Raw genomic sequence first — 20122 nt, forward strand, 5'->3', positions numbered from 1 at the left:
ATGTACTGGGATGTAAAAAAAGTATGTCCAATGGATGACTATCTCATCTTTGTTGAGCTTAAAGATGGTCGGAAAGGTTTTTTTGACCTTAAGCCGTATCTAGACCGCGGTATATTTAAGGAACTGAAAGACAAAGCGTATTTCTCACAGGTTGGCGTCTTTTTGGGGGCTGTCACATGGCCTCATGAACAAGATATTGCGCCGGAAACATTGCTCGCCGGATTAAAACCCATTAAAGATAGCTCATTTATTCCAAGCAACTAATTTCGCTGGACAAACGTTTGTTAAACAAGCGTTGTCGCTTTAGACAGAGCATCATGAGGCACAAATATCCACCCTTCTGCTGCTGGCATATCAACCGGCGGCCAGGCCAGCACCGCTTGCGCATGTTCCAAGCTCCACGCCACTAACGCGCATAGCCAGGCATCTTGCAGGTCCTGCTGTTTATTAGAGGTGGGGTGGGTGAGCGCACATTGCCAATCGGTGGAGAGTTGGCAGCGCATCTGAAGGCTCTCCATGACCGCTGAGCGCTTGGCGGGAGAGGGATAGCCCTCGATCGCCGTAAGCAAGCCATCGTGACTTTGCCACTGACCGCAGATGGCAATATGAGGCGCGAAGCGCGCCAGCAAGTGCATACCTTTGGTCGCTTGGCTGCCAATCATATCTTTGATGGGCGATAGCGGCGTGACACCGCGCTGGAAAAGCCAGCGTTCGGTGTCGCGGTAAAGATAAGGGTTATCCTGCGAGCGGCCAAGCGAGTCAACCGGCTCGCCACGGGCCAGAGCTAACAGCGCTTGAGGAAGTGCCAGCGGCGTGTCAATCGCCATGACGAGGCGCTCATTACCCTTTGCCGTAAGCCCGCACAGAGCAAGCAGCCGTGTAACCAGCTCTCGCGGGGAGGCGGCGACATTGAATGTCTCGCGTAAGTTACCTCGCCATGGCTGGCCTTTAAGTCTCAACTCAGTATCAAGTAGCACCACCGCATCACGGCTAGCGGGATTTTTATCGCAATTCCAACCGCCAACGTCCCAGCCGAGGTAGTAAACCGGGCGAGACGTCATATCAGGCGCCAACAGTAACGCAGGTGGGTGACGTCAGGGCACTGGCAACGCGCTCCATCACCAGCGTTTCGCGCTGAATCGAGAGCCCCATACTCGCAGGGCGGCGTTTAATAACACCGCGATTATGGCTCAGCGCTTCCTCCAATGTTACCCAGGCGGCGGCCATGCCATTAGCGGCCTCATAATCTTCTAACCGCGCCTCGCCTAGCGTATTGCCAATATGGCAGGTAAACCAGTGCGAGGTTTGAAACATCACATCCCACGGTTTTTTCCACGTTGGCGTGTATTCAGTGACATAGCCAAAGTGCGATATCACCTTGATGTCATTGGCGCCGGTTTCTTCAAAAAGCTCACGGTGTAAGCCGCTCTCGGGGTTTTCTCCCGCATCTATGCCGCCACCGGGGAAACTAAAATCGTCATAACGTTCGGTATAAAGCAGCAAAATTTTATCATCGCGGGTGACAATGGCCCGCGCCGCTTCACGCTCCAACACGTTCAAACCTTCTGGGGTGAGCGTTTGCGGCAGGCTATCGTGGATAAGGTGAGCAATTTTCTTCATCTAATTCTCAGGGGTAACAACGTATAAGGGCGGCCATTTTAACCAAATGGCCGCCCGGTTTCAGTCAATCATCGAAAGATTGCTCGCCTACTGCATCAGAACGTCAGGCAAATCTTACCAAAGTGCTTGCCGGATTCCTGATGGCGGAACGCGTCGGCAATTTCATTTAAGGCAAATTCCCGATCGATCGTCGGATGTAGGCCATTAGCGTCGATGGCACGCACCATCTCAATCTGGTCGCGGCGGCTACCGACAATCAAGCCTTGTAGTTTCGCCTGTTTGGCCATCAGCTTCGCGGTAGGAATCTCGCCTTCACGGCCGGTCAATATGCCAATCAGGGCAATATGACCGCCGATTTTGACCGCATCAATCGACTGCGGCAGCGTACCAGAGCCGCCCACTTCAACCACATGGTCTACCCCTTTGCCGTCGGTCAGCGCTTTGACTTCTTTCCCCCAGGCGGGCGTGGTTTTGTAGTTGATCACGTGCTCGGCGCCCATCTCTTTTAGCCGTTCGAGTTTGGCATCAGACGACGACGTTGCGATCACACGGGCGCCCATCATCTTGGCAAACTGCAGGGCAAAAATAGACACGCCCCCGGTGCCGAGCACCAATACCGTATCGCCGGCTTTCAGGCCGCCATCGACGACCAACGCGCGCCAGGCGGTAAGCCCCGCGGTGGTCAACGTGGCGGATTCGGCGTGGCTGTAGCCCTGCGGCTGATGGGTAAACGCTGTCACTGGCGCGACGACTTGCTCACGCGCGTAGCCCTCAACACCATCGCCCGGCGTGGTGCGAAAGTCGCCCACTCGCGCGGGACCTTCCTGCCAACCGGGGAAGAAAGTCGATACCACATGATCGCCCACGGCGAATTCGCTTACGCCCTCACCGACGGCGTCAACCACGCCCGCGCCGTCGGACATGGGAATACGGCCATCGTCGGTGGGAATCATCCCCACGACCACGGCGTAGTCATGAAAATTAAGCGAGCTGGCGTGAAGGCGCACGCGAATTTCCCCTGGCCCCGGTTCGCCAGGGGCATCTAACGCCACCACGTTGAGGTTGTCGAGCCCGCCCGGTGCTTTCAGTTGAATCGCTTGCATCGTTCTCTCCTCATCGAAACGTGTCGCTTGCATACTGGTTATTGGCTTATCACTGAGCGTTGGGGCGATCAGCGTTGACATCAAGGCCAATAAAACCACCCGACTGGCGCTGCCACAGGCGAGCGTAAATACCGCCCTTCGCCAACAGCTCTTGGTGAGTACCACTTTCTACCATGCGCCCCTCGTCCACCACGATTAGCCGATCCAGCATGGCGATGGTGGAGAGCCGGTGGGCAATCGCAATGACCGTTTTGCCCTCCATCAGCGTTTCCAGCTGCTCTTGAATGGCCGCTTCCACTTCGGAATCCAGCGCCGACGTGGCTTCATCCAGCACCAGAATCGGGGCATTTTTGAGCAGCACGCGGGCAATCGCGATGCGCTGGCGTTGGCCACCCGAGAGCTTCACGCCACGTTCGCCCACGTGGGCATCTAGGCCGCGGCGCCCTTGTGTGTCAACCAGGTCGTGAATGAAGGTATCGGCATGGGCGCGCTCAACGGCTTCCCAGATAGCGTCATCGCTGGCATGAGGGCTGCCGTAACGGATGTTATCGCGTAGCGAGCGGTGCAGCAGCGAGGTATCCTGCGTCACCATGCCAATTTGATGACGCAGCGACGTTTGACTCACCTCGGCAATATTTTGCCCATCAATGGTAATGCGCCCGCCCTGAAGGTCATAAAAACGCAACAACAGATTGGCAAGTGTGGACTTCCCCGCGCCAGAGCGACCAATCAGCCCGACTTTTTCGTTCGGTGCGATGGTCAGGTCGAGCCCATCGAAAACGGTTTTATACTCGGTTTTATCCTCCCCCACCGCTTGCGGATAGCCAAAGCGTAGTGCTTCAAAGTGAATCTCGCCACGCGGCACGCTAAGGGCAGGAGCGTTGGTCACATCTCGCACGGCGGGCGCTTGGGCAATGGTATTCATGCCGTCCTGCACGGTGCCGATGTTCTCGAAAAGCCCGGCGACCTCCCAGAGTATCCAGTCGGACATAAAGCGCACCCGCATCACCAAGGCGATGGCAATCGCCAGCACCCCCAGCGAGATCGCGTCAAGGTACCAAGTGGTGATCGCCATCGCGGCCATGCCCACCAATAACAGCGTATTTAACAGCGTCATGCAGATACTCAACACCGTCACCAGGCGCATTTGGCGGTGCACGGTGGCCATGAAGTCCTGCATGGCGTCTTTGGCGTAATCGAGCTCGCGGCGGGTATCGGCAAAGAGCTTAATGGTCTGAATATTGCTGTAGCTGTCCACCACGCGCCCGGTCATCTGTGCACGCGCATCCGCCTGGGCCATGGAGATATCCCTAAGCCTAGGAACAAAAAAGCGCATGATCGCTAGATACCCCACCAGCCAGATGGCCAGCGGCAACGTCAGCCAGGGGTCGGCTTGGGCCAGCAAAAAGGCGGCGCCGGTAAAATAGACGATGGCGTACACCATCAAATCCATTACCTTCGTGACCGTCTCGCGGATGGCGAGCGCGGTTTGCATCACCTTTTGCGAGACGCGCCCGGCAAACTCATCCTGATAAAAGGCCAAACTCTGGCTGAGCATGTGGCGGTGCGACAGCCAGCGGCCAATCATCGGATAGTTGCCGAAGATACTCTGATGGGTCACCAGCGACTGAACGAGCACCAGCAGCGGCAGCCCCACCAATACCGCAGCACCGACGCCGATTAGCCAAGCGCCGTGTTCGGCCCAAAAGTTGGCCCGCTCGACGTTCCCCAGCCAGTCCACCAGTTCGCCCATATAGCGAAAGAACACCACTTCAGCGGCGGACACCAGCGCGGTGAGCAGCGACATCACCAATAGCCACGGCCACACCGGGCGCGAAAAGTGCCAGATAAAGGGGAAAAGCCCCTTGGGCGGGGTGGCTACGTCGCCTTCGGGATAGGGGCCGATACGCGATTCAAAGTAGCGAAATAACGGCTGAAGCCAGCGCGTCAGCATAACGGCTCCTCAGGAGGTAAAACGCAGGGGATCATCACCCGTAGGGGATGTTGTTGTTGTCGTCGTCGTCATCGTCGCGCATCCGCGCCTGACGCTCGTCCTCTTCTTCTTTGGCATCGTCGATCACTTCCATCAGCTCATCGACGTTGGCGATATGGGTGTCAAAGTCAAAGTCGCCGGTCAGTTGGCTATCCGGGTGCAGTTCGCCCGCTTCATAAAGCGCCCACATCTCTTTACCGTAATGGGTCTTCAAAAGCTCAGGCGCAAAGCGGCCGAAATAAGCGCGCATGTTGTTCACATCGCGCTCAAGCATCGCTGCGGCACTGTTATTACCGGCGGCGTCAACGGCCTGGGGAAGATCGATAATCACCGGACCTTCAGCGTCGACCAGTACATTAAACTCGGATAAATCGCCGTGAATCAAACCGGCGCAGAGCATACGCACCACGTCTTGAATCACTTTGGCGTGGTAGCGAAGCGCCTGTTCATGGGTCAAGGTCACTTCGTCCAAACGCGGTGCCACATTGCCGTCGGCGTCGGTGATCATTTCCATCAGCAGCACACCATCCACAAAGCCATGAGGTTCGGGTACCCGCACACCAGCCGAGGCAAGGCGGTAGAGCGCGTCGACTTCGGCATTCAGCCACGCCTGCTCCTGCTCTTTTTGGCCGTAACGGGTTTTCTTTGCCATGGCGCGAGCACGGCGGGTGTTGCGCTCTTTGCGCCCCTCTTGGTATTGCGCCGCTTGTTTAAAGCTGCGCTGTTTGGCTTCTTTAAACACCTTGGCACAGCGTACGTCGTCGCCGCAGCGCACCACGTACACCTGCGCTTCCTTGCCACTCATCAGCTGCATGAGCACTTCGTCGATCATGCCATCGTCGACTAAAGGCTGTAATCGTTTGGGTATTTTCATCGCACACACTTAATAACGGACACGACGAACCTTAAAAGTTCGCCCTTTTAATTTATCGCGCTCAAGCTTGGCTTGAGCCGGTTGAATCGCACTGCGCTCCACCGCCACATAGGCGCTACGGGCCAGCACTTTGATTTTACCTACCTGATCGCCGCGCAAGCCGCCCTCACCGGTCAGCGCACCAAGAATATCCCCCGGACGCAGCTTATCTTTTTTACCGCCCGCCAGTTGCAGCGTGGCCATGGGTGGGTCAAACGGCGCGCTACGCGGCGTCTTGGGTAGCGCCTCGGTGGTAAGCGCCTCGCCTAGGACATCGGCTAAACGCGTCAGGCGATAGGTGTCTTGAGGCGTCACCAATGTATAAGCAGCACCGCTCGCTCCGGCCCGGCCAGTGCGCCCCACGCGGTGCACGTGAACCTCAAGTTCACGGGCAATTTGGTAATTGAACACCGCATCTAACTCGGCGATGTCCAAGCCCCTGGCGGCAACATCGGTTGCGACCAAAATTGACGCGCTTTGGTTGGCAAACAGAATTAACACCCGGTCGCGGTCTTTTTGTTCCAAATCGCCGTTCAGCGCTAAGGCGCTAAACCCTGCGTCGACAAGCCCGTCGGCGACCGCTTGGGTTTCGCGTTTGGTGTTGCAAAACACCACGCTGCTCGTTGGGCGCTTAGCAAGCAGCAACGTCTTCAGTGCATCAAAACGGGCATCTTCATTGGGTACCGCGTAGAAGTGCTGAGCGATGCTGCTCGCATCGTGGGTCTCAGCCACGTTAACCGTCACTGGGTCGCGCATCACGCCGCGAGTCATGGCCGCCAAGCCGCCGGATGCCTGCTCTTCAGGAAACGTTGCACTAAACAGCAGCGTCTGGCGCTTAGCGGGGGTATCGGCAATGATCGCATCGATAGACGCCTGAAAGCCCATATCGAGCATCCGGTCAGCTTCATCGAGCACCAGCGTTGTCAACGCGTTTAGGGCAAGCGAGCCTTTGCGCAAGTGCTCTTCAATACGCCCTGGCGTACCCACCACAATGTGTGCCCCGTGCTCCAAGGAACCCAACTGCGGCCCAAAAGGTGCACCGCCGCACAGCGTCAGCACCTTCACATTGGGCATGCCACGGGCCAGGCGGCGGAGTTCCTCCGCCACCTGATCAGCAAGCTCCCGCGTGGGGCAAAGCACCAGCCCTTGCACGTTAAAGGCCTCAACGCGAAGCCCAGCCAGCAGCGCCAAACCGAACGCGGCGGTTTTACCCGAGCCGGTTTTGGCTTGCGCCAGCACATCACGCCCGGCCAGCATTGGCGGCAAGCTTTGGGCCTGTACCGGGGTCATCGCGTGATAGCCAAGAGAGTCTAAATTCGTCGCAAGCGCGTGAGGCAGCGCAAGCGATGCAAAAGAAGTGTCGGACACAAAAAATTCCTGAAAGGGCAAAGACGCCCAGCAAAACAAATACGGCGCAACGCGCCTTTAATCGCGCACACTACCAGAAAGCCGCCTGCCCTGCGCGGCGTTTACACGGCAATCGCGGCTAAGCGGCCTTGCGTTAGTGCGACAAGATCGCTTGGAGCCAGTTCAATCTCCAGCCCACGGCGCCCAGCGCTGACGTATATTGTGGCGTGAGACTGAGCAGATTGATCCACCCACGTGGGTAAAGGTTTTTTTTGCCCCAAGGGGCTTACCCCACCGAGCACATAGCCAGTAACACGTTCAACCTCGGCGGGGGTGGCCATGGCCGCTTTTTTGGCCCCCGCTGCCTTGGCGATCTGCTTAAGCCCCAGCTGACAGGTGACCGGCACAATACCGACCGCAAGCTGCTTGCCATCAAGCGTTACCACAAGGGTCTTAAATACCTGCTCGGCGGCAACATCCAGTTTTACCGCCGCTTCCAGCCCGTAAGACTCAACGATGGCGTCGTGAGCATACTCATGTAGAAGAAAGTCAACCTCGGCCTTTTTAGCTTGTTCAACCGCGGGTGTCATCGCTTACTCGCTTTGTGACCGTTAATGAGAGTGACATATTACGTTGAACAACAAATCTGGCGAAATGATGTAAAGCACACCATGCTAATTTTTAATACAGGCAAAAAAGGAGTCAAGTGAGTCCGCCGGGGAGCGACACTGCATCCGCCACGTTTTTGTCTGTCACATCGTTGTAAAACGTGCCTGTCAGTGTCGACGTTGCCGTCTACCAAGGAGTACTTCCAACGATGGTTCGACTCGAAAAAAAAGCCACACGGCTTTACGTGCTAGACACCAACGTTTTAATCCACGACCCCATGGCGCTTTATCACTTCGATGAGCACGATGTGGTAATCCCCATGACCGTTTTGGAGGAGTTGGATAAACACAAAAACGGCATCCGCGACATTGCCCGCACCGCACGACAAGTAAGCCGCACCCTTTCGGAGCTCACCCACCACGCCACCTTTGATGATATCCAGCGCGGTATTCCCATCCCCCGCGCCACCGGCACTTCTGGCCGGCTGCATTTTCTCTGTTACAACGACCTAAAACCACTCGACAACTTGGAGGCGAGCCCTGATAACCGCTTACTCGCGGAAACTTGCCGGCTGCGCGAAGAGCGCCCCGACGCCTCAGTGATTCTGATCAGCAAAGATATTAACCTGCGTGTCAAAGCCACGGCGCTTAAAGTGCCGGTGGAAGACTACCTCAGCGATCGCGCCTTCAACGATAGCGACGCCATGATCGAAGGCGCTCAAATCTACGTCAGTACCGACCAGCACGGTGCCTCGCTTTGGGAGTCGCTTAACGTCGAGATCAACGTCGAGCGTGTCGAGCACCACACCTTTTATCAACTCAAAGGCCATATGCCACGCGAATGGCACGTTGGCATGCTGGTTTCGGACAGCGAAAACGGCGCTGAATTTGAAGCAATCATTCGCGAGCTTTCCCCCACCTCGGCGCGCCTGCAGCTTCTAACCAACTATCGCCATCACGACGGCGTCTGGGGCGTTCATGCCCACGATAGCCGTCAAAATTTCACCCTTAATCTACTAATGGAGCCGAACATTGATCTTGTGACCATTGCCGGCAACGCGGGCACCGGTAAAACCTTTATGACGCTCGCGGCGGCATTCCAACAAACCCTCGATGCCAAGCAATTCGAGCGTGTGGTGTTTACCCGCGCGCCAATCCCCATGGGGGAAGATATCGGCTTTCTACCCGGCACCGAAGAAGAGAAAATGTCGCCATGGATGGGCGCATTTCACGACAACATGGATAACCTGCTGCGCAACGAGGAGGGCGAATCGAGCTGGGACAGCGGTGCCACACGGCAGTTAATTGGGTCGCGTGTACAAATTCGTGCTCCCAGTTTTATGCGCGGGCGCACGCTGAATGATACGTTTTTAATCATTGATGAGGCGCAAAATTTCACCCCCAAACAGCTCAAAGCGCTGATCAGCCGCGCCGGGCGCAACACCAAAATTGTCTGCCTGGGTAATGTCGGTCAGATCGATACGCCCTACTTAACCGCCAATACCTGCGGCATGGCGGCCGCCGTGGAGGGCTTTCGCGACTGGCCTCACGCCGGCCATATCACGCTAAAAAGCGTGGAGCGCTCGCGGTTGGCGCTGGCGGCCGAAGAGCTTTTATAGCACGACTATTTATCGTACGACGATAGAACTACGATAGAACTACCCCCCAGTCTTATCGCATTACCGCTCTCCACCCGAATACCCTTCTCACCGCTGTAGGTAGCTCGCGGCGGGAAGGGGCTTGTAACAGTGAGGGGCTGGTAGCAGTGAGGGACTTGCGACAGGGAAGGCGTTACGTTTCTGTTTCATCCTCAATAAGCGCTTCTTCATCGGGCAGGCGCACCAGCAAGGTGTAACGGATCGATTCGGTGCTCTCAAAGCTTATGAGCTTATCAATTAGCCCTGCCGTCAGTTCGCGTCCTTCGTTAAGCAACAAATGCCCGGCTTTTGAGTGCAAATCTCGCAACAAGATCATCCCCGGCTCTAGCTTATCGGTGCTCAGTGCCATCACCGAGGCGTCGATAATGCCCATATCCGGCGCATGGTCGTGCAAAAAGGTCACCAGTTCGCGGCTTAACATCGGGTCGTACACCCGACCGGCCAGTTTCTCTAACAGCATAAGAGCATTGTCGCGGCTGACATTGCGATTTAGCATCAAACCGCGTTGTAGCTCAATAAAGTCGACGCTTAAGCGCAAAAGCCGCGCTCCCCAAGGGATCGCCTCCGCCTTAAGGTGGTTAGGGAAGCCGCTGCCATTCCAACGCTCTTGATGATGGCGAATCAACTTGGCCGCCCCATGCAAGGGTTCTAGCGCCATTAACAGCTCACCTGCGGTTTCGGGATATTTCTGGTAGCGCTCGCGATCATCGCCAAACATCTTTTCCGACGAAAGCCCGAGCAGATGATCGTCCCAACTTAACTTACCCAGGTTATACAACGAAGCCGCCATTAGCAGGTCATAGCGTAGCCCTTCTTCTACGGGGTGTACCTGTAAAAACCCTTTGATCACTTGCGTGATTTGGCTGTTGGTTTGATGCCGCTCGGGTAAACGCATATTAATAAGCGACGAAAACACCCGCGTTGTCGTTACGTAGCTGTGTTTGAGTGTCTCATGAGCGCTATCGAGCTGGTTGGCTATTTCGGAGAGCTCGGCGGTACGCGCGTCTACCCGTGCTTCTAGTTCGCTATTAAAGCGCTTGAGCTCATCATTTTGCGCTTGGGTTAACGCTTCTAGGCGCTTACGCTCACGCTCGCTTTGGTTAAAGGCAATTGCTTGGCGCAAAATGAAACATAAATCGTCATCGTGCCAGGGCTTAGCGATATAATGGTAAATATGCCCTTCATTAATCGCGCGTGTCACCGCCTCTAAATCGTGATGACCGGTAAGCAGAATGCGGATGCAGTCAGGGTAACTCGCCTGAACGCGGCTTAAGAGCTCAGCACCGTCCATGCCCGGCATTTTGCTGTCCGAAACCACCACATTAACAGGCTCATCGGCCAGAATTTCCAGCGCCTCTTCCCCGCTACTCGTTGTCAGTACTCGGAAGGTTTCGCTTCGCAGTAAGCGCCGGAGCGCGCGCAGGATATTGGGTTCATCGTCCACGATCAATACGCTAGCAGACTGACTCATTCAACCACCTCCTGTGGGCATGCACTTTGCTGAATCGGTAGCCAAACGCGAAAACGCGTTCCTTCGCCAGGCTCGCTGAACACTTGAATGTCGCCACTGTGTTTAGTGACGATACTGTAAGAAAGCGAAAGCCCGAGCCCCGTGCCCTCTCCCATAGGTTTGGTGGTATAAAAAGGCTCAAATAAATGCGCAAGCTGTGCCTGCTCAATTCCTTTACCCGTGTCTTCTACCTCGAACCACACATACTCGCCTTCGCACCCGGTACGCAGATAAATCGTGCCGCGGTTCTCGATCGCGTGCACCGCGTTGGTCAGCAAATTAAGTACCACTTGATTAACTTGCGATGGCAAGCACTCCACCTCCGGTAGCTCGGCAAATTCTTTCTCCACGTCAGCTTTGTATTTAAGCTCGTTGTTAACCAAATTCAGTGTGGTCTCGATGCCGCGATGAAGATCGGCGTACGTAAACGCATCCTCTTCAATATGGGAAAAATCTTTCAACGCCGAGATGATTAACTTAACGCGCTCAATACCCTCTTCGGATTCGCGAATCAGGTCCTGAACATCGCTGCGGATATAGTCATAGTCGCTCGATTGCTTGAACTGCTTGAGCTCGTCAAGGCTTGCCGTGCTATCGATCGCATCGATCAGCTTGATCAACTCTTGCACGTAACCCGCTAAGGTCGAAAGATTCGAAAACACATAGCCCACGGGGTTGTTAATCTCATGCGCGACGCCCGCCGCTAGCTGGCCGATAGACGCGAGTTTTTCCGATTGAAGCAGGTGCGCTTGTGCTCTCTCCTCATCGATTAGCACTTGGCTCGACGGTACAGAGCGATTTTGCATCATGCCTCCTTTTATCGCCTTTATTATGAATCGGATAGGGCATAGATGGCTCATCATGAACGCCGTTATTTTCGGCGTTGTGCGACCTTATACGCGTTGATCTCAGCGCCTAGCAACACCACAAACGCCGATAGCCAAAACCATAGCATCAACATAACGACAGCGCCTAACGAACCATAAAGCTGGCTAAAATAGGCAAAATAGCGCACGTAAAGCGATAACCCAGCAGAGCCAAGCAACCACAACAGCGTCGCCACCAGCGTACCGGCATTCAGCCACTCCCAGCGTGCGCTCTCGCGGTAAGGCCCAAATCGGTAAAGCAGCGCAATAACGAAGGTCATGATCACCAACAGCGCCGGCCAGCGCAGCCAGTCAATCAGCTGGTCCAACGGCGAGGCAATCTGCAACACATCGACCACAAACGGCACCAGGGCGATAAACCCCAAGGTCACCAGCGTCATTCCCACCAAGCCAAAGGTTAGCGCCAGCACCACGACACTGCGTACCAGGCGGCTACGTTGATCCTTTTCGCCATACACAACGTTGAGCCCCACCATCAGCCCACGCACAGCTTTGGATGCCACGAAAACGGCTGCAACCACGCCTGCCAAGGCTGCAATGCCCCCGCGCTCGGAGGCGCTTTCCGCCACATTTTGCGTTTGCTGATTCACCAGCCTCGCCGCACGCGGGGGCAGCACCTGGCTGAGCTCACGCAATTGTTGCCCCGCATCAAAAGGGTCGAACAGTAACCCCCACATCGAAATAACCGCGGCAATGGCAGGAAACAACGCCAGCAGGGCATAAAACGCGACCCCTGCCGCCAGCATGGTCACACGGTCACGTTCCAGTTGGCGCGCGATGTGCTTCGCCGTCACATACAGCGAATGAGAATCAGCATGGTGAGTCGCTTGCTTTGGGCGCATCCGTTACCTGCGTATTTGTGTGAACCTCAACCATAGTGCCCTAAAGCCTCTCGAGTCACGCTAGCTTAACTAAATTAGCATGAGTAGAGCTAATACCAGCGCCAGCGCCATCATCAAACCGCTGGTGTGGTGGCGCAGCCAACCCTCGTAAGCCAGCAGACGCTCTATCGTCCGCATCACGTGCCGCTCTACTTGCAGGCTGCTCGCTACGATGCGTTTTTTCGTGCCAGCAAGACGTCCCGCCAACACTTGAATATAGCGTTGCATCCACCCGACCCAACACGCGTAGAGCCACCAGGCATCCCCCGCGGGTAGGCTCACGCTCGGCCCCGAGCCGCGACGCAACAGCCCCCATCCCACTACCACTATCCCGATGCCAGTCAAATAGGGCCACACTAGGCCCCACCATTCAGCCAATGGTGGGGGCGTAACGCTATCCGCGGGCAGCGGCAGCCATAGCGGCGCAAGCAGTGTCGCGATGAGCGCGGCCAACCACCCCCCCAGCTGGCAGGCGTGACTCCCTGGCTCACCACGCTGCTGCCACTGGCGCCAAAGCGTGACACTCACAAGCAACGAGGTACCCACCGCGGCAAGGGTTAAAAGCGTAATAAGCCCCGTGTGCCCTTGGGCGTAAAGCGCATTTTTCATGCTCCATTTGCTCACCATGCCAGCACCAAGAGCGCCCGCCAGGGAGAGCCCCGGTAACGCTAACAGCCCAAACAAAAGTGGCAACGGCATGCGCGGCGGGTGCTCACTAACACTGGTTCCCATAAACAGCGCGCCTTTGGCCAACGCGTGGTGCGCCGCGAAAAGCACAACCGCCGGCCACAAAAACGGCCAGGTATCGGGAGCGACTAACCCCATCGCCACCAGCGATGTGAGCATCCCCATTTGGCTGATACTCGAATACGCCAGCACGGCTTTCGGGTGACGCTGCCAAATACCGTAGAGTGCCGCGCCAAACGCCGCCGCTAACCCCATGACCAGCATGACGCGGCCCAGCGTGGCGATGTCATCACCCGCCCCCGACAGGCCAAGCGGGAACACATTGAGCCAACCTAAAAGCCCCGCTTTGATCATCGCCCCACTCAGTACCGCGCTGGCGGGCGCCGGTGCCACCGGATGCGCCAGCGGAAGCCACACGTGCAACCCCATCACGCCCGCTTTTACCCCAAACCCGAGCCATAGAAGGGCCGCCATCCACACACCTTGCTCCGCGCTGGCAATGCCCTCGCGTAATCCCGGCAGCGTCAATGTTTGCGCGTCACCGGCACCCCACAGCAATCCCCCCAGGATCAACCCCTCACCCAGCACGGCGAGAATCAGGTAAGCGCGACCGCCATGAAGCGCCTCACGCGTACCGGTATGAATGACTAGCCCGTAAGCGGCGAATGTCATCAACGCAAACCCGAGGTAGAAACTGGCAATATCCTCCGCGACAATCAGCAAAACATTGCCGGTCAACGTCAACGGCCACAGAATCGCCAGCCGAATCATGCGGCGCTGCGCTGCGCTGTCACCCGCTTGCGCCTTTAATTGTTCACCCGCGAAATAACCGCGCGCATGCAGCGCCGCCAAGCTCCATAACAACGCCGTAAACGCCAGCCAAGCGCGACTGATGGCATCCAGCTCCCAGAGCGCGCCTAACAGCCAGCTTTCCATTACCCATTGCGCTTCGCCGAGAAAGGCCAGCAACAGCGCTGGCCACGGCGCCGACACCCATCCCCAGGTCAGATAAACGTGCGGTTGGGTAGCGTGGGAGTAAACGCGCGCAAGGCTCAGCAAAGCCATCATGAGCGGCCATCCTAGCGCTAACAGCAACACCACATCGATTGGGCTCATGGTAAATACTCCAACGCCGCCACCCGTATGGCCCATTCCAGCGGGCTAAAGGGTAGCCCGGCGAAAAGCCCAGCCAACACACTGATAAGCGCCGTCAACATGGTCGGCCACAGTAGCCAGCCGCTGGTTTCTAAGCGGCCCAACCGACGCTCTTCGGGCCACTTACCTTGACCGTGCGCCGGCCCCTGGCAAAACCAAAGACGGTAGAGCACAGGGAAGAAATACAACGCATTTAGCATGCTGCTCAGCACCAACACGAGCACCACGGTATGCATGTTTGCCTGAATGGCTCCCACGCCGAGATACCATTTGCTGATAAAACCGGCGATCGGCGGCAGACCTATCATGCCCAGCGCACCGACGGTAAACGCAATACTGGTCAGCGGCATACGTCGGCCCGCGCCGTTGAGGTCGTCAATACGATGAATCCCCAACTCTTCCGCATAATTGCCAGCACAAAAAAACAGTGTCACTTTCATCAACCCCTGATGAAGCAGATGCACCAGCGCGCCAATGGTGCCAGAGGGCCCAAACAGGCTCACCCCCAAAATCACATAAGAGACCTGACTGATAGTCGAGAACGCCAGTAAGGGTTTTAGCTCTTGCTGGGCAATCGCTCTTAGGGAGCCATAAATGATCGTAATGGACGCGATGACCGCCAGCAGTGTATTCATGCCAAGTGCCACCGTGAGTTCAATGCCATAAACGTCATACACCACGCGCAAAATGCCAAACGCCCCGGCCTTCACGACCGCCACCGCGTGCAGTAGTGCGCTCACCGGCGCCGGCGCCACCATGGCCCGCGGTAGCCAGCCGTGCAGTGGCACTATCGCCGCCTTGACGCCCAAACCGCCCACCAAGAGCACGAAAATCATGCTCAACTGCATGCCATAATCCGGCAGATAGTGTATGAGGCTGGGCACTTCGGAAAAGGCGAGGCTACCGGCAAGGCTGTGCAGCCACACGACGCCCAACAACAGCACCACTCCTGCCGTCAGCGTATAGCGCAAATACACCCGCCCCGCCGCCAAGGCTTTTTCATTGCCGCGGTGTACGACTAGCGGATAGGTCGAGAGCGTGAGCATCTCGTAGAAGATAACAAAGGTGAATAAATTACCCGCTAGCGCAATGCCGAGCGTGCTGGCCACGCAGAGGCTGAAAAACCCAAAGAAGCGCTTACGGTTTGGGGAGTCTTCGAGATAGCCGATGGCATAGATCGTGGTACACAGCCACAAAAGCGACGACAGCCCGGCGAACATCACGCCTAAGGCATCAGCGCGCAGGACAAATGCAACATTCTCCACTACCGGCAGCGAGAACGTATCCTCGTGACCGTTGACGATGCGCAATATAATAAAGCCCACGAGCATCAACTTAATCACGGCGGCTGCCAGGTTAACCCAGGTGCGCCGATGCCAAGCATGTTCTGGCAGCCAAAAGATGATTGCCGCCGCCACCAGTGAAACTGCCAACGTCACCAGCGGTAACCAGGCCATATTCACAGCCCACCTTCCAGCAGTGTCAGCGGCCAATAAGCAAAAAGCCCAAGCATTAGGGCCGCCAGCGCCAGAAAGAGTGCGATCACGTCCATCTCTGGCGACAGCCGCTTAAACTCATGGCGCGGGGCTGAATCAATAAAAGAATAGCGAAACAGACGAAACACATAGGCGGCGGTTAGCAATGTTCCCATCAGAAGCACAACCACCATCCACCACTGAGTCGTCAAGATCATCGCATGGAGTAGCTGCCACTTAGCAATGAACCCAGCACTCGGCGGCAGCCCCATCAACGTCACCGAGGCCAGGCCAAACACCAATAGCGACAGGGGCAATCGACGGCTCGTCCCCGCCAGGCCTTTTAAGGTGCTTTCACCGGTGGCAAAAATCAGATTACCCGCCGCCATGAACATCGCCGCTTTAGCTAGCGCATGGCCAATTAATAGCAGCCAGTATCCCTCCCAGGCCAGCTGTTGAGCCTGAGCGCTGATATCGGGCGCTAACAGAAGCGGAAACACCAACATAAGATAGCCTAGCTGTGCCACGGTGGATGAAGCCACTAACACCTTCAGCGAATCCGCGCGCCAAGCGGACAGCCCTCCCCAAACGATTGCCAGCGTACCGAGCACCGCCATCATAAAAGGCACCGCCTCACTTGCCGGCAGTAGCAAACTCCAGAGCATCAGTAAAATATACAGCGACGCCTTGATGACCAACGCCGCATGCAGCGCACTCACCGGTGTCCAGGCGTTGACGTGCACCGGCGCTAACCAGGCATGCAGTGGAAAAAGCGCCGCCTTCAACGCCAGCCCCGCCCCCATCAGTGCTGCCGCGATCCACGCGACCGGCCCTGACACATGCTGCTCCGCAAGCGCTATCAGCGAGAGCGTTTCCCACCGCCCCAGTATCAACGCCACCCCCAGCAGGTAAGCAAGCGAGCCCACCAGCGCCAACAGCAGGTAACGCGTTCCGGCTACCAGCGCATCGCTTTTGCCCGATAACAGCAGCATGCCGACAGCGCAAAGTCCCATCAGCTCTAGCGCAAAGTAAAGCGTGAGTAAATCTACCGCCATCCAGATCAGTGACAGCGTGGCAACCAGCGCACCCATCAGCCCCCACAGCCAGCGCCCCAGCGCGAGAGGCGCCATCTGCCGAAGCATGCCTGGCGTGTACAACGCCGTCGCCACCGCAATCAACTGTGTGACGAGCAGCATCAGTACCGCCACCCCGTTCAGACGCAGCGCAATGGGAATACTGCCAAGCGAAAATGACACCAGCTGAGCCCCTGCCATCATGACGCTCGCTAATAACGCCACACCGACCGCCATTAGCGACGTACCCGCCAACAGCACTGGCCAAACGCGCCGAGGAGGAAAGCACGACCCGAGCACCCCCAGTGCAACAGGCAGCAACACGCTGATCATCATGAGCCAAGACGTGCTCGCAAGCGCTGGCAGCGGCACTTCCCAAAGCCCCCAGCGCGCTATCACTCAGCCTCCTTAGCGTCACCATCCGCTAGGGCCTGTTGCCCCTGCAGCATATAGATACGACGTATCAACAGCGCCCCTAAAAGCGTCCCCAGCCAAGCCACCAACAACCCGACGACAATCAACGCCTGCACCTTCACCAACGTGCCAGCAAGCCCCGCTAAAAATAGAAATACACCCGAGCCCAGCACATTGAACGCCAGTAAGCGGCGTAACAAATGACGATGCAGCGCAAAAGCGCCCAACCCACTGGCCACCATCACGGCCCCTGCCACTATTAATGGATTACCTTCGAAGGCATCGGCAAACGTAGGCGTCAAGGCGTAAAGCGCCACCAGCAAAAGCGCCAACCAACTCAGCGCCAAAACCGCTCGCACCCCAGCATGCGACCAGGTTTCCACTAACCCGTCGCGCTTGGGCAACAACGGCGAGGCCAGCGGCACCACACCTAAGACATAAAAGAACGCCAGCGAAGTCAACACGCCGCCAAAGATTAACTCAGCGAACGCCAGCCAAGGCGTCTGCAAGCGCCACCAGGCAAGTGTCAACGTCAGCGCAAACACGACAAACATTGAGCAAGCACGCAATAAGTGGCGGTCAAACAATGTCGCCCACGCCACGCATACCAGCATCAAGGCCAGTAAGATTTCACTTATATAAGGAGAGAGGGTGTTGAGAGACATGGTCGACATTCGCTTTCGCGCACCTTTAAAAGGCTGACGGTAAAGCGACTTTGCCTTTACTGGCACAATTTGTCGACGTTAAGAAATTTCAGGCACAAAAAAAGACGCCTAAGCGTCTGATTTTAAAGTGGTGCCGGTGGGGAGACTCGAACTCCCACGCCTTTTACAGCGGCGGATTTTGAATCCGTACAATCGCACTTTCAAGGCCGCGCTTGCACAAGGCTTTGCAGTAAAAACAGTGGGTTAGAGTTTTACTATGTTTACATACAGCCAATTATTTACAAGCAATCTGCGACCATTCTGCGACCACATCACGTCAGCCACTGCAGTTGACGAGCGTCCGCTGCGTAAGTGACGGCACTATATCGCAGGTCATTTTCTACGACCAAAGGATTATGAGTGCAACAAAATCAACTTTGGGATCGCGCCTGCCACGTGGAAACCAAACCTTAACAGGGAGTTAGCATTTTCCAAGGTGTACACTATTTACATAGCTTTCACCTTGTTAGCAGCCAGATGACAATCAGACGACGACCATATTTGAAGTCAGGTGCAATTCATAGCAACCAACAATGAGTAACAAGGTGGTTTCCGGATGAGCATTTTTGACGAACTCCAAGCATCGCTGCAGGAGGCCGTTAAAATTAAGCAGGGCAACAATGAGGCTAACCGAATTACTCGCCACGCAGTACCCGATGTAAAAGCCATTCGGGACAAACAGTAGCTAATATTAATGAGCAAGGTAAAACCTTAACTTTCATGTGGCAAACACACATCGATTCAGCAATTCGCAAAGAGACCATGTAATGCAAAGAGCCGACTCTGGCAAATCAGCCACCAGTCTGAAGGGCCGCCTCCAACGCTTTTGCGATGAGCATTGCGCTGTGCAGCAGAAAAGACTAGATGAGCTACCCTTTATCATGGTCAGCGTGAGTTCAAGCCGCAAGGGTCATGCTGCAATCCTTGCCCACGCCAGCAAGGCGCTAACCGCATACGAGAACGCCGACACACTGATAACAGCTGCTGAGCTCGTGCTGCTCAACGATATTGGCCCCATAAAACATGATTCAATATTGAAAACGTTTGGCGACGAAATCGCCGTTCTGGTGGCCAATGCTTCCACGCACTTCGATCAGGAGACGGGGTATGCTGACCTTTGGGAGAGTTCACTGCAACAACTGGCTAAGACCTCTGTTGAGGCACAGCGAGTGCGGCTTGCCTTGCTGCTAGGCCAAGTCACGCACAGCCCTCATGCTTTTACTCATTTGCCTTTTTGGTATAAGGAAGCAGAGGTGTTGTCTCGCGGAGACCCAGCATTACAGCGACAAGTCATGAAGCGTATCGAAACCGCCAGTTAGTTAAATGCTTGATTGTGACAAGCAAGGACTTTGCACTCGTGATTATTTTAATTTCATCCAACCCGCATAGTGAATCGCCTCGGGTTTCATAGCGTAGCGGCACGGCATCTCATCTCTACCAAGCTTTTTTTACGGATTTTTAGCCGCCCTCCAATACGCCACCGACTGCTCCGACACCACACCCTGGGTAGTGCCGATATCTTCCACCGCCTGCTGGAAAGCTGCCGCCAGCTCAGTCTGGTGGCATAAATGGAGGCTACGAATAATCCGCGAGATGCGCTGGTGGTTATGCCCACCCCGCTTTAGCCAGATATGCTCGCGCATGTTGAGCTCGGGTAAAGGCAATATATTCAATTCCTTGCGCACCATGCCGAAGAACGCCAGCATCACGTCCAGCGAGTGCTGCTGATTCCCCCGAAGCATCTCGTCACTCACAAAGGCGGCCTGCTCCTCGGCACCTAACAATGGCGCAAAACCATTAAAGCGCCCGGCTTCAGGTATGGGGAACAGCCACTGGATGTAGTCGTGGGTATGCTCCAGCCAGAAGTGTGACATCTGCCAGATCTCGTCTATCTGTCGGCCGCAGTGGTCTGGCGCCTCGCCCTTATAAAACCCAATAATTTTTTCTGCGTACCCCACGTTTAGCTCCTCGCGTTAACAGACAAGAGTTTCAGTTGGATTGCCTCTCCAGATGAGTGGTCAAGGGTGCAAGAGAGCGAATCACTGATACCAATATTGCCGAGCAAACTGCAGTCATTATAGGTGAGCAGGCCCT

19 protein-coding genes are annotated in these 20122 nt (G+C 56.0%); 4 read left to right on the forward strand and 15 right to left on the reverse strand.

The window, feature by feature from the left end:
* On the forward strand, positions 1-264 hold the full coding sequence (locus tag QC823_RS01400; RefSeq protein ID WP_309654579.1) for a DUF2442 domain-containing protein: 264 nt from the start codon (positions 1-3) through the stop codon (positions 262-264).
* Positions 265-284: 20 nt separating this feature from the next.
* On the opposite strand, the gene QC823_RS01405 is transcribed toward QC823_RS01400, so the two are convergent.
* From QC823_RS01405 to ybaK, 7 genes are all read right to left on the reverse strand, one after another.
* Complete coding sequence (locus tag QC823_RS01405) at positions 285-1061, reverse strand: DUF429 domain-containing protein (protein WP_309654580.1); 777 nt, start codon at positions 1059-1061, stop codon at positions 285-287.
* A 1-nt stretch (position 1062) separates the two neighbouring features.
* Positions 1063-1620, reverse strand: a complete 558-nt coding sequence (locus QC823_RS01410; RefSeq protein ID WP_309654581.1) for an NUDIX hydrolase — start codon at positions 1618-1620, stop codon at positions 1063-1065.
* Between the two features lie 95 nt (positions 1621-1715).
* Positions 1716-2723, reverse strand: coding sequence for a zinc-dependent alcohol dehydrogenase family protein (locus tag QC823_RS01415; RefSeq protein WP_309654582.1), 1008 nt, complete (start codon positions 2721-2723; stop codon positions 1716-1718).
* A 49-nt stretch (positions 2724-2772) separates the two neighbouring features.
* On the reverse strand, positions 2773-4677 hold the full coding sequence (locus QC823_RS01420; RefSeq protein WP_309654583.1) for an ABC transporter ATP-binding protein: 1905 nt from the start codon (positions 4675-4677) through the stop codon (positions 2773-2775).
* A 34-nt stretch (positions 4678-4711) separates the two neighbouring features.
* Entirely contained in the window at positions 4712-5590 is an 879-nt protein-coding gene (locus QC823_RS01425) for a PA4780 family RIO1-like protein kinase (RefSeq protein WP_309654584.1), read from the reverse strand.
* 9 nt (positions 5591-5599) lie between these two features.
* Positions 5600-6997 carry an ATP-dependent RNA helicase DbpA gene (gene dbpA / locus QC823_RS01430; protein WP_309654585.1) on the reverse strand — a complete coding sequence of 466 codons (1398 nt, stop codon included), beginning with the start codon at positions 6995-6997 and terminating at the stop codon, positions 5600-5602.
* A 101-nt stretch (positions 6998-7098) separates the two neighbouring features.
* Positions 7099-7566, reverse strand: a complete 468-nt coding sequence (gene ybaK / locus QC823_RS01435; protein ID WP_309654586.1) for a Cys-tRNA(Pro) deacylase — start codon at positions 7564-7566, stop codon at positions 7099-7101.
* A gap of 227 nt (positions 7567-7793) precedes the next feature.
* On the opposite strand from ybaK, the gene QC823_RS01440 reads away from it, so the two are divergent.
* A complete protein-coding gene (locus QC823_RS01440) occupies positions 7794-9203 on the forward strand; it encodes a PhoH family protein (RefSeq protein ID WP_309654587.1) in 1410 nt (469 codons plus the stop codon).
* Between the two features lie 172 nt (positions 9204-9375).
* Here the strand turns inward: QC823_RS01440 and nosR are convergent, their stop codons facing one another.
* From nosR to QC823_RS01475, 7 genes are all read right to left on the reverse strand, one after another.
* Positions 9376-10713: a response regulator c-di-GMP phosphodiesterase, NosR family gene (gene nosR, locus QC823_RS01445; protein ID WP_309654588.1), complete on the reverse strand. Its 1338-nt coding sequence runs from the start codon at positions 10711-10713 to the stop codon at positions 9376-9378.
* Positions 10710-11558: an ATP-binding protein gene (locus QC823_RS01450; protein WP_309654589.1), complete on the reverse strand. Its 849-nt coding sequence runs from the start codon at positions 11556-11558 to the stop codon at positions 10710-10712. Before QC823_RS01450 ends, nosR begins: the two co-directional genes overlap by 4 nt.
* Before the next feature lie 65 nt (positions 11559-11623).
* The gene (locus tag QC823_RS01455) at positions 11624-12481 is read right to left on the reverse strand and encodes a YihY/virulence factor BrkB family protein (protein WP_309654590.1); all 858 of its coding nucleotides are present in this window, start codon (positions 12479-12481) and stop codon (positions 11624-11626) included.
* Positions 12482-12550: 69 nt separating this feature from the next.
* Positions 12551-14323: a proton-conducting transporter transmembrane domain-containing protein gene (locus QC823_RS01460; protein ID WP_309654591.1), complete on the reverse strand. Its 1773-nt coding sequence runs from the start codon at positions 14321-14323 to the stop codon at positions 12551-12553.
* A complete protein-coding gene (locus tag QC823_RS01465; RefSeq protein WP_340323797.1) occupies positions 14320-15825 on the reverse strand; it encodes a complex I subunit 5 family protein in 1506 nt (501 codons plus the stop codon). The genes QC823_RS01460 and QC823_RS01465 overlap by 4 nt, the downstream gene beginning before the upstream one ends.
* Positions 15822-17309 carry a complex I subunit 5 family protein gene (locus tag QC823_RS01470; protein ID WP_309654593.1) on the reverse strand — a complete coding sequence of 496 codons (1488 nt, stop codon included), beginning with the start codon at positions 17307-17309 and terminating at the stop codon, positions 15822-15824. The genes QC823_RS01465 and QC823_RS01470 overlap by 4 nt, the downstream gene beginning before the upstream one ends.
* Positions 17306-17998 carry a hydrogenase subunit MbhD domain-containing protein gene (locus QC823_RS01475; protein WP_309654594.1) on the reverse strand — a complete coding sequence of 231 codons (693 nt, stop codon included), beginning with the start codon at positions 17996-17998 and terminating at the stop codon, positions 17306-17308. Before QC823_RS01475 ends, QC823_RS01470 begins: the two co-directional genes overlap by 4 nt.
* 586 nt (positions 17999-18584) lie before the next feature.
* Between QC823_RS01475 and nadS the strand changes: the two genes are divergently transcribed.
* Positions 18585-18713 carry a NadS family protein gene (nadS, locus tag QC823_RS01480; RefSeq protein WP_309654595.1) on the forward strand — a complete coding sequence of 43 codons (129 nt, stop codon included), beginning with the start codon at positions 18585-18587 and terminating at the stop codon, positions 18711-18713.
* Between the two features lie 82 nt (positions 18714-18795).
* Positions 18796-19347 carry a hypothetical protein gene (locus QC823_RS01485; protein ID WP_309654596.1) on the forward strand — a complete coding sequence of 184 codons (552 nt, stop codon included), beginning with the start codon at positions 18796-18798 and terminating at the stop codon, positions 19345-19347.
* Positions 19348-19476: 129 nt separating this feature from the next.
* On the opposite strand, the gene QC823_RS01490 is transcribed toward QC823_RS01485, so the two are convergent.
* Positions 19477-19986: an opioid growth factor receptor-related protein gene (locus QC823_RS01490; RefSeq protein ID WP_309654597.1), complete on the reverse strand. Its 510-nt coding sequence runs from the start codon at positions 19984-19986 to the stop codon at positions 19477-19479.
* Between the last annotated feature and the right edge of the window lie 136 nt (positions 19987-20122).

This window comes from Vreelandella vilamensis (assembly GCF_031451755.1).
GTDB classification, from domain to species: domain Bacteria; phylum Pseudomonadota; class Gammaproteobacteria; order Pseudomonadales; family Halomonadaceae; genus Vreelandella; species Vreelandella vilamensis.

Bases quoted from the DNA above. Each gene is read 5' to 3' on its own strand.
- QC823_RS01400 (WP_309654579.1), top strand. From the start codon at position 1: ATGTACTGGGATGTAAAAAAAGTATGTCCAATGGATGACTATCTCATC.
- QC823_RS01405 (WP_309654580.1), bottom strand. From the start codon at position 1,061: ATGACGTCTCGCCCGGTTTACTACCTCGGCTGGGACGTTGGCGGTTGG.
- QC823_RS01410 (WP_309654581.1), bottom strand. From the start codon at position 1,620: ATGAAGAAAATTGCTCACCTTATCCACGATAGCCTGCCGCAAACGCTC.
- QC823_RS01415 (WP_309654582.1), bottom strand. From the start codon at position 2,723: ATGCAAGCGATTCAACTGAAAGCACCGGGCGGGCTCGACAACCTCAAC.
- QC823_RS01420 (WP_309654583.1), bottom strand. From the start codon at position 4,677: ATGCTGACGCGCTGGCTTCAGCCGTTATTTCGCTACTTTGAATCGCGT.
- QC823_RS01425 (WP_309654584.1), bottom strand. From the start codon at position 5,590: ATGAAAATACCCAAACGATTACAGCCTTTAGTCGACGATGGCATGATC.
- ybaK (WP_309654586.1), bottom strand. From the start codon at position 7,566: ATGACACCCGCGGTTGAACAAGCTAAAAAGGCCGAGGTTGACTTTCTT.
- QC823_RS01440 (WP_309654587.1), top strand. From the start codon at position 7,794: ATGGTTCGACTCGAAAAAAAAGCCACACGGCTTTACGTGCTAGACACC.
- nosR (WP_309654588.1), bottom strand. From the start codon at position 10,713: ATGAGTCAGTCTGCTAGCGTATTGATCGTGGACGATGAACCCAATATC.
- QC823_RS01450 (WP_309654589.1), bottom strand. From the start codon at position 11,558: ATGCAAAATCGCTCTGTACCGTCGAGCCAAGTGCTAATCGATGAGGAG.
- QC823_RS01455 (WP_309654590.1), bottom strand. From the start codon at position 12,481: ATGCGCCCAAAGCAAGCGACTCACCATGCTGATTCTCATTCGCTGTAT.
- QC823_RS01460 (WP_309654591.1), bottom strand. From the start codon at position 14,323: ATGAGCCCAATCGATGTGGTGTTGCTGTTAGCGCTAGGATGGCCGCTC.
- QC823_RS01475 (WP_309654594.1), bottom strand. From the start codon at position 17,998: ATGTCGACCATGTCTCTCAACACCCTCTCTCCTTATATAAGTGAAATC.
- nadS (WP_309654595.1), top strand. From the start codon at position 18,585: ATGAGCATTTTTGACGAACTCCAAGCATCGCTGCAGGAGGCCGTTAAA.
- QC823_RS01485 (WP_309654596.1), top strand. From the start codon at position 18,796: ATGCAAAGAGCCGACTCTGGCAAATCAGCCACCAGTCTGAAGGGCCGC.